The organism is Streptomyces sp. NPDC093097, from assembly GCF_044754325.1.
Classification (GTDB): Bacteria; Actinomycetota; Actinomycetes; order Streptomycetales; family Streptomycetaceae; genus Streptomyces.
The window spans coordinates 136,962-150,411 of record NZ_JBIVOW010000016.1 but is presented as its reverse complement, the minus strand read 5'-3'; the positions used below and the strand labels follow the sequence as shown (position 1 = coordinate 150,411).

General features: G+C 74.2%; 13 protein-coding genes. 4 read left to right on the top strand and 9 right to left on the bottom strand.

The window, feature by feature from the left end; translation table 11 throughout:
- Positions 1–2 precede the first annotated feature (2 nt).
- From cysD to ACIQE0_RS25660, 8 genes are all read right to left on the bottom strand, one after another.
- Positions 3–938, bottom strand: coding sequence for a sulfate adenylyltransferase subunit CysD (gene cysD, locus ACIQE0_RS25695; RefSeq protein ID WP_402336399.1), 936 nt, complete (start codon positions 936–938; stop codon positions 3–5).
- Positions 935–1,468 (bottom strand): adenylyl-sulfate kinase, encoded by a 534-nt coding sequence (cysC, locus tag ACIQE0_RS25690; RefSeq protein WP_402336396.1) that lies wholly within the window; start codon positions 1,466–1,468, stop codon positions 935–937. Before cysC ends, cysD begins: the two co-directional genes overlap by 4 nt.
- 23 nt (positions 1,469–1,491) lie before the next feature.
- The gene (locus tag ACIQE0_RS25685; protein ID WP_402336394.1) at positions 1,492–2,178 is read right to left on the bottom strand and encodes a phosphoadenylyl-sulfate reductase; all 687 of its coding nucleotides are present in this window, start codon (positions 2,176–2,178) and stop codon (positions 1,492–1,494) included.
- Positions 2,175–2,384 carry a hypothetical protein gene (locus ACIQE0_RS25680; RefSeq protein ID WP_366331462.1) on the bottom strand — a complete coding sequence of 70 codons (210 nt, stop codon included), beginning with the start codon at positions 2,382–2,384 and terminating at the stop codon, positions 2,175–2,177. The genes ACIQE0_RS25685 and ACIQE0_RS25680 overlap by 4 nt, the downstream gene beginning before the upstream one ends.
- Positions 2,385–2,430: 46 nt before the next feature.
- Positions 2,431–4,125, bottom strand: a complete 1,695-nt coding sequence (locus ACIQE0_RS25675) for a nitrite/sulfite reductase (protein WP_402336390.1) — start codon at positions 4,123–4,125, stop codon at positions 2,431–2,433.
- Positions 4,126–4,597: 472 nt separating this feature from the next.
- Positions 4,598–5,188 (bottom strand): GNAT family N-acetyltransferase, encoded by a 591-nt coding sequence (locus ACIQE0_RS25670; RefSeq protein WP_402336387.1) that lies wholly within the window; start codon positions 5,186–5,188, stop codon positions 4,598–4,600.
- Positions 5,189–5,272: 84 nt separating this feature from the next.
- Entirely contained in the window at positions 5,273–6,157 is an 885-nt protein-coding gene (locus ACIQE0_RS25665) for an LLM class flavin-dependent oxidoreductase (protein ID WP_366331465.1), read from the bottom strand.
- Positions 6,158–6,363: 206 nt separating this feature from the next.
- Positions 6,364–7,719: a GAF domain-containing protein gene (locus ACIQE0_RS25660; RefSeq protein ID WP_402336384.1), complete on the bottom strand. Its 1,356-nt coding sequence runs from the start codon at positions 7,717–7,719 to the stop codon at positions 6,364–6,366.
- Positions 7,720–7,972: 253 nt separating this feature from the next.
- Between ACIQE0_RS25660 and ACIQE0_RS25655 the strand changes: the two genes are divergently transcribed.
- Complete coding sequence (locus ACIQE0_RS25655) at positions 7,973–8,437, top strand: hypothetical protein (RefSeq protein ID WP_366331467.1); 465 nt, start codon at positions 7,973–7,975, stop codon at positions 8,435–8,437.
- Positions 8,438–8,647: 210 nt separating this feature from the next.
- Here the strand turns inward: ACIQE0_RS25655 and ACIQE0_RS25650 are convergent, their stop codons facing one another.
- Positions 8,648–10,291, bottom strand: a complete 1,644-nt coding sequence (locus ACIQE0_RS25650; protein WP_402336381.1) for an acyl-CoA dehydrogenase family protein — start codon at positions 10,289–10,291, stop codon at positions 8,648–8,650.
- 18 nt (positions 10,292–10,309) lie between these two features.
- Here ACIQE0_RS25650 and ACIQE0_RS25645 point away from each other — a divergent pair, with 18 nt between their 5' ends.
- From ACIQE0_RS25645 to pcaG, 3 genes are all read left to right on the top strand, one after another.
- A complete protein-coding gene (locus tag ACIQE0_RS25645; RefSeq protein WP_402336378.1) occupies positions 10,310–11,353 on the top strand; it encodes a YihY/virulence factor BrkB family protein in 1,044 nt (347 codons plus the stop codon).
- A gap of 448 nt (positions 11,354–11,801) precedes the next feature.
- On the top strand, positions 11,802–12,506 hold the full coding sequence (gene pcaH / locus ACIQE0_RS25640) for a protocatechuate 3,4-dioxygenase subunit beta (RefSeq protein WP_402336376.1): 705 nt from the start codon (positions 11,802–11,804) through the stop codon (positions 12,504–12,506).
- Positions 12,503–13,129 carry a protocatechuate 3,4-dioxygenase subunit alpha gene (gene pcaG, locus ACIQE0_RS25635; RefSeq protein WP_402336373.1) on the top strand — a complete coding sequence of 209 codons (627 nt, stop codon included), beginning with the start codon at positions 12,503–12,505 and terminating at the stop codon, positions 13,127–13,129. Before pcaH ends, pcaG begins: the two co-directional genes overlap by 4 nt.
- Positions 13,130–13,450 lie beyond the last annotated feature (321 nt).

Sequence of the window (13,450 nt, the reverse complement as noted above, 5' to 3'; positions counted from 1 at the left end):
GGTTAGAAGTACCCCTCGCGCTTGCGGTCCTCCATGGCGGCTTCCGACAGCTTGTCGTCGGCCCGGGTCGCGCCCCGCTCGGTGAGCCGGGACACGGCGATCTCCGCGATGACGGCCTCGATGGTGTCCGCGTCCGACTCGACGGCACCGGTGCAGGACATGTCGCCGACGGTGCGGTAGCGCACCTGCCGGAGCTCGACCCGCTCGCCGTCCTTCGGGCCGCCCCACTCACCGGGCGCCAGCCACATACCGCTACGGGCGAAGACCTCCCGCTCATGGGCGTAGTAGATCGCGGGCAGTTCGATCTTCTCGCGGGCGATGTACTGCCAGACGTCCAGCTCGGTCCAGTTGGACAGCGGGAAGACCCGGACATGCTCGCCCGGCGAGTGCCGGCCGTTGTAGAGCTGCCACAGCTCGGGCCGCTGCCGGCGCGGGTCCCAGCCGCCGAACTCGTCGCGCAGCGAGAACACCCGCTCCTTGGCGCGCGCCTTCTCCTCGTCCCGGCGGCCGCCGCCGAAGACCGCGTCACAGCGGTTCTTCTCGATGGCGTCCAGCAGCGGCACGGTCTGCAGCGGGTTGCGGGTGCCGTCCGGGCGCTCGCGCAGCTCACCGCGGTCGATGAAGTCCTGTACGGAGGCGACGTGCAGCCGCAGGCCGTGCCGGGCCACGGTGCGGTCGCGGTAGTCGATCACCTCGGGGAAGTTGTGCCCGGTGTCGACGTGCAGCAGCGCGAACGGCACCGGCGCCGGCGCGAACGCCTTCAGCGCCAGGTGCAGCATGACGATGGAGTCCTTGCCGCCAGAGAAAAGGATCACCGGCCGCTCGAACTCGCCCGCCACCTCGCGGAAGATGTGCACCGCCTCGGACTCCAACGCGTCCAGGTGCGACAGCGCGTAGGGGTTGTCCAGTTCCCCGGGAACGGAAGCCACGGTGGTCACGCCAGCCCCCTCTCGACGAGCAGCGCGTGCAGCGCCGCCGCGGACTCCTGGACGGTCTGGGTGTGCGACTCGATCCGCAGATCCGGCGTCGCGGGCTCCTCGTACGGGTCGTCCACGCCGGTCAGCCCGGAGATCTCGCCGGCCGCCTGCTTGGCGTACAGGCCCTTCACATCCCGCTCCGAGCAGACCTCGACCGGAGTGGCGACGTGCACCTCCAGGTATGCGGTGCCCTCGCTCTGGTGGCGCCTGCGCACCGCCTCTCGGCTGTCCGCGTACGGGGCGATCACCGGGACCAGGGCCTTCACGCCGTTGCCGGCCAGCAGTTCGGCGACGAAGCCGATCCGCTGGACGTTGGTGTGCCGGTCCTCGCGGCTGAAGCCGAGGCCCGCGGAGAGGAACTCGCGGATCTCGTCGCCGTCGAGCACCTCGACGCGGTGGCCCTCGCCGCGCAGCCGGCCGGCCAGCTCGTGCGCGAGGGTCGTCTTGCCCGCGCTCGGCAGACCGGTCAGCCAGATCGTGGCGCCCGTCATCTGTATCTCCTGAATATCCGCCATCAGTGCAGTCCGCACTCGGTCTTGTTGGTGCCGGCCCAGCGGCCGGCCCGCGCGTCCTCGCCCGCCAGTACCCGGCGGGTGCAGGGGGCGCAGCCGACGGAGGCGTAGCCGTCCGTCAGCAGCGGGTTGGTGAGCACGCCGTGCTCGGCGACATAGGCGTCCACATCGGCCTGGGTCCAGCGGGCGATCGGCGAGATCTTGACCTTCCGCCGACGAGCATCCCACCCCACCACCGGAGTGGCCGCGCGGGTCGGCGACTCGTCCCGGCGCAGCCCGGTGGCCCAGGCGTCGTAGCCGGCCAGCCCCGCTTCGAGCGGTTTGACCTTGCGCAGCGCGCAGCACAGGTCCGGATCGCGGTCGTGCAGCCTTGGCCCGTAGGCGGCGTCCTGCTCGGCCACCGTCTGAAGGGGCGTCAACGTCAGGACATTGACATCCAGCACTTCCGCCACCGCGTCCCGCGTGCCCAGGGTCTCCGGGAAGTGGTACCCGGTGTCCAGGAACACCACGTCCACGCCGGGGAACACCCGGGACGCCAGGTGCGCCACCACCGCGTCCTCCATCGAGGACGTCACGCAGAAGCGGCTCCCGAAGGTCTCCGCGGCCCACCGGAGGATCTCCGGCGCGGGCGCGTCCTCCAGGTCGCGGCCCGCCTGCTCGGCGAGTTGCGCGAGGTCGGTGGCGGTCACGGTGCACCCCCGTCGAAAGCGGCAGCGGAAGGCGTGGCGGAGGAGGGCCCGGACGCCGCGGTGCCCGGGGCCAGCAGGCCCAGGAACTTCAGCCGGAAGGCGCGGCTGCACGCCCGGCACTCCCAGGCACCGTGGCCCTCCTCGGAGGGAAAGAGGTCCTCGTCCCCGCAGTACGGGCAGTAGAACGGTGCGGCGCGTTCGCTCACGAGGCCTCCCCGGTCGGCGCGGTGCGGTTCACGGTCGTGGTGCGGTTCACTTCAACGCACCTTCTTCGGCGCGCGCCGCCCAGGTGGCGAACCGCTCGCCCGCCTCGCGCTGCTCCTGGAAGTTGCGCAGCACCCGCTCGACGTAGTCGGGCAGCTCCTCGGAGGTCACCTTCAGTCCGCGGACCTTGCGGCCGAAGCCGGACTCCAGACCCAGTGCGCCACCGAGGTGCACCTGGTAGCCCTCGACCTGGTTGCCGTCCTCGTCCAGCATCAGCTGGCCCTTGAGACCGATGTCCGCGACCTGGATGCGGGCGCAGGCGTTGGGGCAGCCGTTGATGTTGATGGTGATCGGCTCCTGGAAGTCCGGCATCCGGCGCTCCAGTTCGTCGATGAGCCGGGCGCCCCGCCCCTTGGTCTCGACGATGGCGAGCTTGCAGAACTCGATCCCGGTGCAGGCCATGGTGCCGCGCCGGAACGGGGACGGTGTGACCCGCAGGTCGAGCGCCTCCAGGCCGGCGATCAGCGAGTCGAGCCGGGACGCCTCGACGTCCAGGATGAGCAGCTTCTGCTCGGCGGTGGTGCGCACCCGGCCCGAGCCGTGCTCCTCGGCCAGCCCTGCGATCTTGGTGAGGGTGGCGCCGTCGACCCGGCCGACGCGGGGGGCGAAGCCCACGTAGTGAAGGCCGTCCTTCTGCCGGTGCACGCCGATGTGGTCGCGCCACTGCTGGGCGGGCTGCGCGGGGGCCGGGCCGTCGGCCAGCTTCCGCTTGAGGTACTCGTCCTCCAGCACCTGGCGGAACTTCTCCGCGCCCCAGTCGGCGACCAGGAACTTCAGCCGGGCGCGGTTGCGCAGCCGCCGGTAGCCGTAGTCGCGGAAGACGCTGATGACGCCCTCGACGACCTCCGCCGCCTCTTCCTGGGAGACCCAGGCGCCCAGCCGCACACCGAGCTTGGGGTTGGTGGACAGTCCGCCGCCGACCCATACGTCGAAGCCCGGGCCGTGCTCGGGGTGTTCGACGCCGACCAGGGCCACGTCGTTGATCTCGTGCGCGACGTCCAGCAGCGGGGAGCCGGAGATCGCGGTCTTGAACTTGCGCGGCAGGTTGGAGAATTGGGGGTTGCCGACGATCCGGCGCTGGACCTCCTCGATGACCGGGGTGCCGTCGACGATCTCGTCCTCGGCGATACCGGCGACCGGCGAGCCGAGCACGGCCCGCGGGGTGTCACCGCACGCCTCGGTGGTGGACAGGCCGACGGCCTCCAGCCGCCGCCAGATCTCCGGCACGTCCTCGATGCGGATCCAGTGGTACTGGATGTTCTGCCGGTCGGTCAGGTCCGCGGTGCCGCGGGCGAACTCCTGCGAGATCTCGCCGATCACCCGCAGCTGCTCGGTGGTGAGCCGGCCGCCGTCGATCCGGACCCGCATCATGAAGAACTCGTCGTCCAGCTCCTCCGGCTCCAGGATCGCGGTCTTGCCGCCGTCGATCCCGGGCTTGCGCTGGGTGTAGAGGCCCCACCAGCGCATCCGGCCCCGCAGGTCGTTGGGGTCGATGGAGTCGAAACCGGCCTTGGCGTAGATCGTCTCAATGCGTGTCCGCACATTGAGACCGTCGTCATCCTTCTTGAACTGCTCGTTGCCGTTGAGGGGCGTGAAGTGTCCAGCGGCCCACTGGCCCTCGCCGCGGTGGCGGCCGGCCTTGCGGCGGGGCGTGGCGGTGGGGAGGTCCGGGTTGGCGGCCATGGGTTACGTCCTTCTGGGCGGCTCAAAGGGGCTGCGGACGGGCGCGACGTACCCCTGATGACCTGCGCGGACACACCGAATCGCGGCACGCGGCAGCGCGTCGTCGGTGAACTGGGGTCGGGGGCTGGGCGCGTCCGCGACGAGGGGGACGGCGTGCGAGGTGAAGATGCTGAGGGCTGTCCGGGAGCGCGGGGCGGGGCTCCTGCGCGTGCGGTGCGTCAGCCTGCCCGACAAATGGCGCTGGACATGCGGCCGAAGTCGACGTGCCGCCGACCCACCAAGGCAATTCCAGCTCGAGACATGACGGAAGCGTGGCACGCGGCTCTCGGGACAGTCCACCGTCATCCAGGATGCGGACGCATGCGTCCTGAATGGCGAGACGTTGTGGCCTCCGTCACGTGGTGGAGGGGTTTCGGCCCGGTGGTCGAGCCGGAACCCCTCCGGGGTCTTGCGGGGTCTTGCGGGGCGCGGCTCAGCCCGCGGTGGCCGGCGCCGGGCCCGCGCCGGGCCACGGTCCGGGGACCTCGGCGAGGGGCTCCTCGGTCACCGTGGTGTCGAACAGCCGGAAGCCGCGCCGCTCGTAGTTGGCCCGCGCGTGCGGCCCGTCGTCGCTACAGGTGTGCAGCCACACCCGCTTGGTCTCCGGCAGCCCCGGCCACCGCTCGGCCAGGTCCCAGGCCCGCGCCGCCCCGTGGCCGAGCAGATGCCCGCCGATCCGCCGGCCCCGGAAGGCCGGCAGCAGCCCGAAGTAGACGATCTCCACCGCCCCTTCGGACTGGGCCTGGAACTCGATGAACCCCGCGGGCGTACCGCGCTCGTACGCCACCCAGGTCTCGGTCCCCGGCTGCCCGAGGTGCTCGGCCCACTGCGCGTACGGCCACCCCAGCCGGTCGGTCCACAGCACGTCGCCGCCGACCGCCGTGTAGAGGAAGCGGCTGAATTCGGGCGAGGGCGTCTCGGCGCGGACGATCCGCACCCCCTGCTCCGCGGGCGGAGCCGCGGTGGGCGTGAGGTCGGCCGGCGAGGTCTGTTCCAGGTACCAGGTGGTGACGGAGTGGCTCATGCCGTCAGCACACCACACCGGGGGAAGGGGTCGGGCGCCGGTCCGGCGGGTGGGACGCCGTCCGGGCCGGGCCGGGCCGGGCCGCTACCAGGAGACGCCCGGCCAGTCCCCCTCCGGTACGAAGACCGCGTCCGTCAGCCGTCCGACCTGGTCCGGGTCCGGCGACCAGCAGTAGAGCATCACCTCGTCCGCCCCGACGGCCAGATGGCCGGCGATCGCCTCGCGGATCGCCGCCGGGGTGGTGAGCAGGCCGTTCACGATGTGGTCGGTGTAGGGGGAGGCGCCGTAGTACGCGCGCAGTTCGCGGCGGGCCCGGTCCACCACGGCGTCGGGGCCGAGGGCGACGTTCACCTGGGCCAGCAGCCGGGGCCGGCCGGGCCGCCCGGCGCGCTCCCAGGCGGCCTCCACCCCTCGGAACATCCCGTCCATCTGCTGATACGGCAGGGCCGCCCCGAGGAAGCCGTCGCCCCACCGGGCCACCCGTTCCGCCACGGCCGGTACGAACCCGCCGAACAGCACCTCCGGCCCGCCGGGCCGCGCCGGGGCGGGCCCGACCGGCCCGACGTCCGCGGACAGCGGCTCCCCGGCCCACAGCCGCCGCAGCGTGGCCAGCTGCCCGTCGAGCCGACGGCCCCGGGTGCGCAGGTCCACCCCCGCGGCCAGGTAGTCGTCGGCGCGCCCGCCGATGCCGATGCCGAGGGTGAACCGGCCGCCCGACAGCAGGTCGAGCGTGGCGGCCTGCTTGGCGAGCAGCGCGGTGCGGTGCAGCGGGGCCAGCAGCACCTCGGTCTGCAACCGCACCCGGGAGGTCACGCCCGCCAACGCGGCCAGGGCGACCAGTGGTTCGGGGTTGGCGTAGACGAGCCGGTCGAGCAGCGCGACGGTGGAGAAGGGGGCGGCGTCGGCGCGCCGCGCCCAGGTCAGCAGGTGTGCGGGGTCGCCGATGGGAAGGCCGAGACCTACGGACACGAGGATCCTCCAGAACGGCATGCCGAGGGCATGCGGGAACGCGAATGGTCGTGTCGCCCACTCGTCTGGTCCGGCGTCTGTCCGCGCGCCGTCCGCTCCCGTTTTGCGACGTCCATCTGGAGAGCTGTGTTCAGAGTGCGGCCACCCTAGAGGGGCGTCGTGCCCCCGCGCTCGGGATTTTCCGGCGGTAGGGGGTCGGTCTGCTCTCAGCCGTTCCCCTCGGGTGCCGTCCGGCGGGCCGCCAGCACCGCCGGCGCCGTGGAGTGCGGCAGCAGCTCCACCGGCCGCTCCGGCAGCCGGAGTTCGACCTCCACGCCGTCCGCGAAGCGGTACGGGCGGTGGGCCAGCACCCCCGCGAGATGGCGCCGCAGCCGGGACAGTTCGGCCCGGACCGTCACCGTCCGTCCGCCGTCGCCGAACACGTCCCGGGCCAGTTCCGCGGCGCTGCGCCCGCCGGGGTGCGCGGCCAGCAGGAACAGCAGCTCGGCGTGGCGCGGGGTCAGCGCGTGCGACCAACTGCCCGCGGGGCCGGCCACGGTCACCGTCGGTCCGCCCGGCGCGCCGAGGTCCACCACCACCCGGTGCGGGCCCGGCGCCGGCTCCGGACGGCCGATCCGGATCAGCCAGCCGCCCGGCAGCGGCTCCAGCGTGCACATCCCGTACCGGGGCAGCCACAGCGGCCCGGCCTCCGGGCCCTTGGGCAGCGCCACCCGGTCCGGCGGGGTCATCCCCGTCACCGCCGCCGTCCAGCCGTGCGGATCGACGGCCAGCGCCCGCCCGCCGATCCGGGCCAGCACCGGTGCCGCGCTGGACCGCAGACGCTCCAACGACGCCTGGTGCCGGGCCCGCAACTCGCCCTCGGCGAGCCGGGTCACCGCGGAGACCAGCGCCAGTGTCGTCGGATGGAAGGAGTGTGCCGGGCCGCTGAGGTCGACGACGCCCAACAGCCGCCCGTCGCGCGGATCGTGGAGCGGCGCCGCGGCGCACGTCCACTGGTGGTGGCTGCGCAGGAAGTGCTCGGCGGAGTGCACCAGCACCGGGGCGCGGGCCACCAGCGCGGTGCCGATCGCATTGGTGCCGACCGCCCCCTCCGTCCAGTCGGCCCCCTTGTCGAAGCCCAGCCGGTCGGCCATCCGCCGGATCGGTGCACTGCCCTCCCGCCACAGCACCCGGCCCTCGGCATCGGTGACCACCATGATCTGCTGCGCCGCGTCGGCGGTCGGCAGCAGCTGCCCGGCGAGCGCCGGCAGCACCGACGCCAGCTGGGACTTCCGCCGCCGGCATTCCAACTCGGCCACGGTCAGGTGGTGTTGGGGCAATCCCCGCTCCGGGTCCACCCCGCGGTCCAGCACCCGCCGCCAGGACTCACCGATCACCGTGCGGGGCGCGTCCCGGGGCGCGTCCGGCGGCAGGTCCCCGGTCAGCGCCGCCTCGTGGACCATGACCAGTCGCCGCGCGGTCTCCCGGCTGTCCTGGGCCGCGAGGACGGCGCTCTCGAACGGCCCCTCGGCGGGCCGGTCGCCGGTCCGCCCGCCGGCCCTCTCGATCGGTCTGTCGCTCACGCTGCTCCCCGTTGTGCCCATGCGTCCGGCGCGCTGCCCGGTTCGTGCCCATCGTGCCGCCAGCGACCGTTCGGGGAAGGGCCATTGACCAGATCCGCCGCAACGGAATGCAACCGTTGTGGCCTATGACGGCTCCAGGGAAATCTGGTGTCAGCGGCCGATGGCGTTCCTTCCCCACACCGTGAGGGCGAGGGGGGACTCCCCTCGGAGGTTTTGCCGGCCACCCGACGGAGAACCCGCCGGTGCGCGCCGGATGCGATCGGCCGCCCGCGTCGTCGGCACGGTGTGGGAGGGGGCTCGCATGGTCGCCGCCGCCCCGCGTGTCGTGGTGATCGGCACCTGCGAGGGAGGCCGGCTCACCCGGGCCGCCCGGCTGGCCCGACACTACGGCGTGCCCCGACTGTCCGCGGTCGACGTCCTGATCAGACGTCAGCCGTTGCCTGTCGCGGGCTATGTGATCGACGGTGCGCCGCAACTCCTCGACCGGGTCGCGCGCTTCGGCGGTCCGCTGCCCGCACCGGCCTTCGCCGACCTCGTGGTGCATCTGCGCGAGGCGGGGCAGGACGGCACGGACGACGCCCTGCGCGTGATCCGGTACTACGAGGCGCGCGGCGTCCTGGTCGGCTTCCGGCCGGACGTACCGGACGACGAGATCATCGTGGTCATCGACGCGGCGCTGCGCGGGCGCACCGCGCCGCAGCCGCCGCGGTGGCCCTGAAGACCGGGAACGGTGCCGAGTCGGCGCGGCACCGCTCCCCGCCCGGCGCGGCGGCGGTTATCCCCTGTCCGGTCCCCGGCCCGGAGCCGGTTTCCTGACGGCACCGCGGGGACACGGAGCCGCCGCCGCGCCCCCGGCGTACGAGGGGTGGGCGCGCCTGGGCCGGTCCGCCGGGGCGGCATGGGCCCGCGCCGCCCCGCCGGCCAGGCCCTACGCGCCCACCACCGGCCGCGCCCGCTCCACCACCGCCGCCAGATCCAGCGTGTGCGGCAGCGTCCCGAACGCCGCCCCCGCATCGCCGCCCAGTCGCGCCGCGCAGAACGCATCGGCCACCTCCGGCGGCGCGTACCGCACCAGCAGCGAGCCCTGGAGCACCAGCGCCAGCCGCTCGGCCAGCCGCCGGGCCCGTGCCTCGATGCCCTCCAGATCGGCGAGTTCGGTCAGCAGCCCGCGGATCGCCCGGTCCAGCCGGTGGTCCGCGCCCCGCGCGGCGCCGATCTCGGTCAAGTACGCGTTCAGCGCCTCCGGTTCGCGGCGCAGCGCCCGCAGCACGTCCAGCGCCTGCACATTGCCCGCGCCCTCCCAGATCGAGTTCAGCGGGGCCTCGCGCAGCAGCCGCGGCAGCCCCGACTCCTCCACATAGCCGTTGCCGCCCAGGCACTCCAGCGCCTCCGCCACCATCGGCGTGCACCGCTTGGTCACCCAGTACTTGGCCGCCGGCAGGGCCAGCCGCAAGAACGCCCGGTCCTGCGCGGTGCCGCCGTCGTAGGCCGCCGCCAGCCGCAGCGCCAGCGTGGTCGCCGCCTCCGACTCCAGCGCCAGATCGGCCAACACATTGCGCATCAGCGGCTGTTCGGCCAGTCGGCGCCCGAACGCCTCCCGGTACGCGGTGTGGTGCAGCGCCTGCGCCACCGCCTGCCGCATCACGGCCGCCGAGGCGGTGACGCAGTCCAGCCGGGTCGCCGCGACCATCTCGATGATCGTCGCCACTCCGCGCCCCTCCTCGCCGACCCGGCGCGCCCAGGTGTGCCCGTCGAACTCCACTTCCGCCGAGGCGTTGGAGCGGTTGCCGAGCTTGTCCTTGAGCCGCTGGAGGCGGAACGCGTTCCGGGTGCCGTCCGGCAGCACCCGCGGCAGCAGGAAGCACGTCAGCCCTCCGGGTGCCTGCGCCAGCACCAGGAACGCGTCCGACATCGGCGCCGAGCAGAACCACTTGTGGCCCGTCAGGACGTACTCCCCGGCCGCCGCCAGCGGCCGCGCTTCGGTGGTGTTCGCCCGCACATCGCTGCCGCCCTGCTTCTCCGTCATCGCCATCCCCGCCAGCGCGCCCGCCTTCCGCGCCACCGGCCGCAGCCCCGCCTCGTACACCCGCGAGGTCAGCAGCGGCTCCCACACCGCGGCGAGGTCCGGCTCGGCCCGCAGCGCCGGCACCGCCGCATGCGTCATCGACAGCGGACAGCCGTGCCCCGCCTCCGCCTGCGTCCACACCAGGAAGCCCGCGGCGCGCCGGACGTGCCCGTGCGGGCGCGACCAGGCATCGGTCAGCCCGGCCGACACCGCGTGGCCGAGCAGCCGGTGCCAGGCAGGGTGGAACTCCACCTCGTCGATGCGGTGGCCGTAGCGGTCGTGGGTGCGCAGCACCGGCGGATGCGCGTTGGCCTGTTCCCCCCAGTGCTGTGCCTGGGCCGAACCGGCCGCCTGTCCCAGCCGGACGAGTTCCTCCCGCGCGGTGTCGAGGTGGTCGTCGGCGACGTACCGGGCGACCCCTTCGGTGAGCGCCGGATCGGCGGTGAAGACGTCGTAGCCGGTCAGCGGCGGGGGCTGGTTCGTCACGCTATGAGTGGTAGCTGCCATGCCCGATACGGTAAGGAGGTGCCGCCGCCGAACGAACCGACCGAACCGCAGGAACCGTCCGAACCGGACGAGCCGACCGGACCGCACGACCCCAGGGGACCGGGCGAGCCGACCGGACCGCAGAGCGCGCCCGGGGGGCGCCTGACCCGCGCCCGGGCCCTGTACCGCAACGTCTCCACCCGCCGGCTCGCCTGGCTGCTGCTCAAGGACATCATCGACAGCTGCATGCGCTACCGCGTCACCGGCCTCGCCGCCGAGGCCGCGTTCTGGTGCCTGCTCTCGCTGCCCCCGCTGGTCCTGGGACTCCTCGGCGTCCTCGGCTACACCGAACCGTGGATCGGCCACGCGACCCTGGACCGCTTCCGCACCCATCTGCTGCGCGGCGCCGCCACCGTGCTCTCCCCGCGGGGCGTCGACGAGATCGCCCGCCCGCTGCTCCAGGACGTCTTCACCGGACGCCGCCCCGACGTCATCTCGCTGGGCTTCGCCCTCGCCCTGTGGTCCGGCTCCCGCGCCCTGAACGTCTTCGTCGACACCATCACGATCATGTACGGGCTCGACGGCCGCCGCGGCATCGTCAAGACCCGGCTGCTGTCCTTCGTGCTCTACGTCGCGGCCGTCGCGGCCGGTGCCATCGCCCTGCCGCTGATGATCGCCGGCCCCGACGTCGTCGTCAGCTGGCTTCCTGCCAGCGGGGACGTCATCCGCATCCTGTACTGGCCGGTCGTGGTGATCCTCTCCATCTCGTTCCTCACCACCCTCTACCACGTCTCGGTGCCGGTCCGTTCGCCCTGGCGCGAGGACATCCCCGGCGCCGTCGTCGCCCTGGCGATGTGGCTCCTGTGCAGCTTCCTGCTCCGGCTGTACCTGACCGCGACCGTCGAGGGTCCCACCATCTACGGCTCCCTGGCCGCCCCGATCGCGGTGCTGCTGTGGATCGGCGTCTCCGCCTTCGCGGTGCTGGTCGGCGCCGCGATGAACGCCGCCGTGGACCGGGTGTGGCCCTCGGTCGCCACCGCCGCCGCCCGCGCCGAGCGCCAACCGCGCCGCACCGCCGACTGATCCAGGGGTCGCAGGAAGGGAGCGGACGGCACCGCCGGAGGGGCGGCAAGCGCCCGGCCGCCCGCAGCGCCGCCTCGACCTCGACCGCGCGCACCGCCGGCAGCAAGGGCCCTCCACGGCGCGGCGACGCGGTCCGGAAGGGGCCGGAACCGTACCGGGTGCACCGTTGACACGTTCCGGGGCCGGGACCAGACTCGGGCCAGTCGCGCCCGTGAACTGCGGTTCGCCGGGCGAACGACCGTATCCCGGAAGGGAGTTGACCCGTCGGCGCGGCCGGAGAGCCATCCGTCGCCGGCCCGGAGCCGACGGGTGGGCAGCAGGACGCCGCGCCCGCCGCCCGGCGCGCCCCGGTGACCGCCGGGGAAAACGTCGGCACGCTGGACCGCGTTCCGGCGGCAGCGGTGTCCACCGCCCGGTCCGTACCCGTCCACCGCAGGGAAAGGGCAGTATGACCGCACCGGCCTCCTCCGCCCCGCCGCTCCCGGACCCCACCCCGTACCAGGGCGCACCCGAGCGCCACCCCCGGCGGCCCCGCCATCCCCTCGACACCGCCGCCGACCCCGAGGCGGTGGAGCTGACCGCCCCCGCCTTCGGCCCCGCGGACGTCGACGCGCTGGACGCGGACCTCACCCGGCAGCACTCCGGTGAGCCGCTCGGCGAACGCCTCACCGTCACCGGCCGGGTCCTGGACCGCGCCGGCCGCCCGGTCCGCGGCCAACTCGTCGAGATCTGGCAGGCCAACGCCTCCGGCCGGTACGCCCACCGCCGGGACCGCAACCCGGCACCGCTGGACCCCCACTTCACCGGCGTCGGCCGCTGCCTGACCGACGACGAGGGCGGCTACGCCTTCACCACCGTCAAGCCCGGCGCCTACCCGCTGCCGGGCGCGGGCGCCTGGCGCCCGGCCCATATCCACTTCTCGTTCTTCGGCACCGCCCTCACCCAGCGGCTGGTCACCCAGATGTACTTCCCCGGCGACCCGCTCCTCCCCTACGACCCGGTCCTCGCCGCGGTCCCCGACCCCGCCGCCCGCCGGCGCCTGATCGCCGCCTACGAGCACCAACTGTCCCTCGCCAGAGGGGCGTTGAGCTACCGCTGGGACGTGGTCCTGGACGGCCCCGCCGCCACCTGGACCGAGGAGGGCCGCCGATGACGGACACCGCCGACCGCAGCGGGCCGCTCGCCCCCACGCCGTCGCAGACCATCGGCCCCTTCTTCGGCCATGCGCTCCCCTTCCCCGGCGGCGCCCGGATCGCGCCCGACGGACACCCCGACGCCGTCGCCCTGCACGGGCAGGTCCGCGACGGGGCGGGCGCACCGGTCCCGGACGCGCTGCTGGAGTTCTGGCAGGCCGGCCCCGACGGCCGCCCGCCCGGTGCGCCCGGCTCGCTGCGCCGCGACCAGAGCACCGGCGCGCTACTGGGCCGCGACGGCGCGGTGTTCACCGGTTTCGGCCGGGTCCCCACCGACGCCGACGGACGCTATGCGGTGCGCACCCTGCCCCCGGCCGCCCCCGCCGGCCGCCCGGCCGCCGCGCCCCACCTCGCGCTCTGCGTGCACGCCCGCGGTCTGCTGCACCACCTGTTCACCCGGGTCTACTTCCCCGAGCACACCGCGGCCCTCGCCGCCGATCCGCTGCTGGCCGGGCTGCCCCAGGAGCGGGCGGCCACCCTCGTGGCCCGCCCGGACGGCCCCGGCCGCTACCGCTTCGACGTCCAGCTCCAGCAGCCGGCGGACGGCGGCTGCGAGGAGACGGTGTTCCTTGCCTTCCGCTGACGCCCCGGCGCCGCCGCGCTCCCCGGGACCGCTCCGTTCCCCGGGACCGCTCCGTCCCCCGGCGCCGCCGGCGTCCCGCGGCCCGGCCGGCGCACCGGGCCGGCCCGCCCCGCCGGCCGCTGCGCCCGGTGGGCGGTGCTGCCCCGGACGCGGCCGGGCCGACCGCGGGCCTGCCGGGCCCGGCGTCACGGATGCGGTACAACCTCGGTACGGCCGGCTTGTCCGGTCGTCTCCACGGGGGCCCCGGACCGAGTCCGGGACGCCTCGTCGCGGCTCTCACCGCCCTGACTGGCCGCGGCGAGGTCCCGGGGGCACCCCCAC

Coding starts and splice junctions, on each gene's coding strand:
- cysC (WP_402336396.1), bottom strand. CDS start 1,468: ATGACGGGCGCCACGATCTGGCTGACCGGTCTGCCGAGCGCGGGCAAG.
- ACIQE0_RS25675 (WP_402336390.1), bottom strand. CDS start 4,125: ATGGCCGCCAACCCGGACCTCCCCACCGCCACGCCCCGCCGCAAGGCC.
- ACIQE0_RS25670 (WP_402336387.1), bottom strand. CDS start 5,188: ATGAGCCACTCCGTCACCACCTGGTACCTGGAACAGACCTCGCCGGCC.
- ACIQE0_RS25655 (WP_366331467.1), top strand. CDS start 7,973: ATGCGATCGGCCGCCCGCGTCGTCGGCACGGTGTGGGAGGGGGCTCGC.
- ACIQE0_RS25650 (WP_402336381.1), bottom strand. CDS start 10,291: ATGGCAGCTACCACTCATAGCGTGACGAACCAGCCCCCGCCGCTGACC.
- pcaH (WP_402336376.1), top strand. CDS start 11,802: ATGACCGCACCGGCCTCCTCCGCCCCGCCGCTCCCGGACCCCACCCCG.
- pcaG (WP_402336373.1), top strand. CDS start 12,503: ATGACGGACACCGCCGACCGCAGCGGGCCGCTCGCCCCCACGCCGTCG.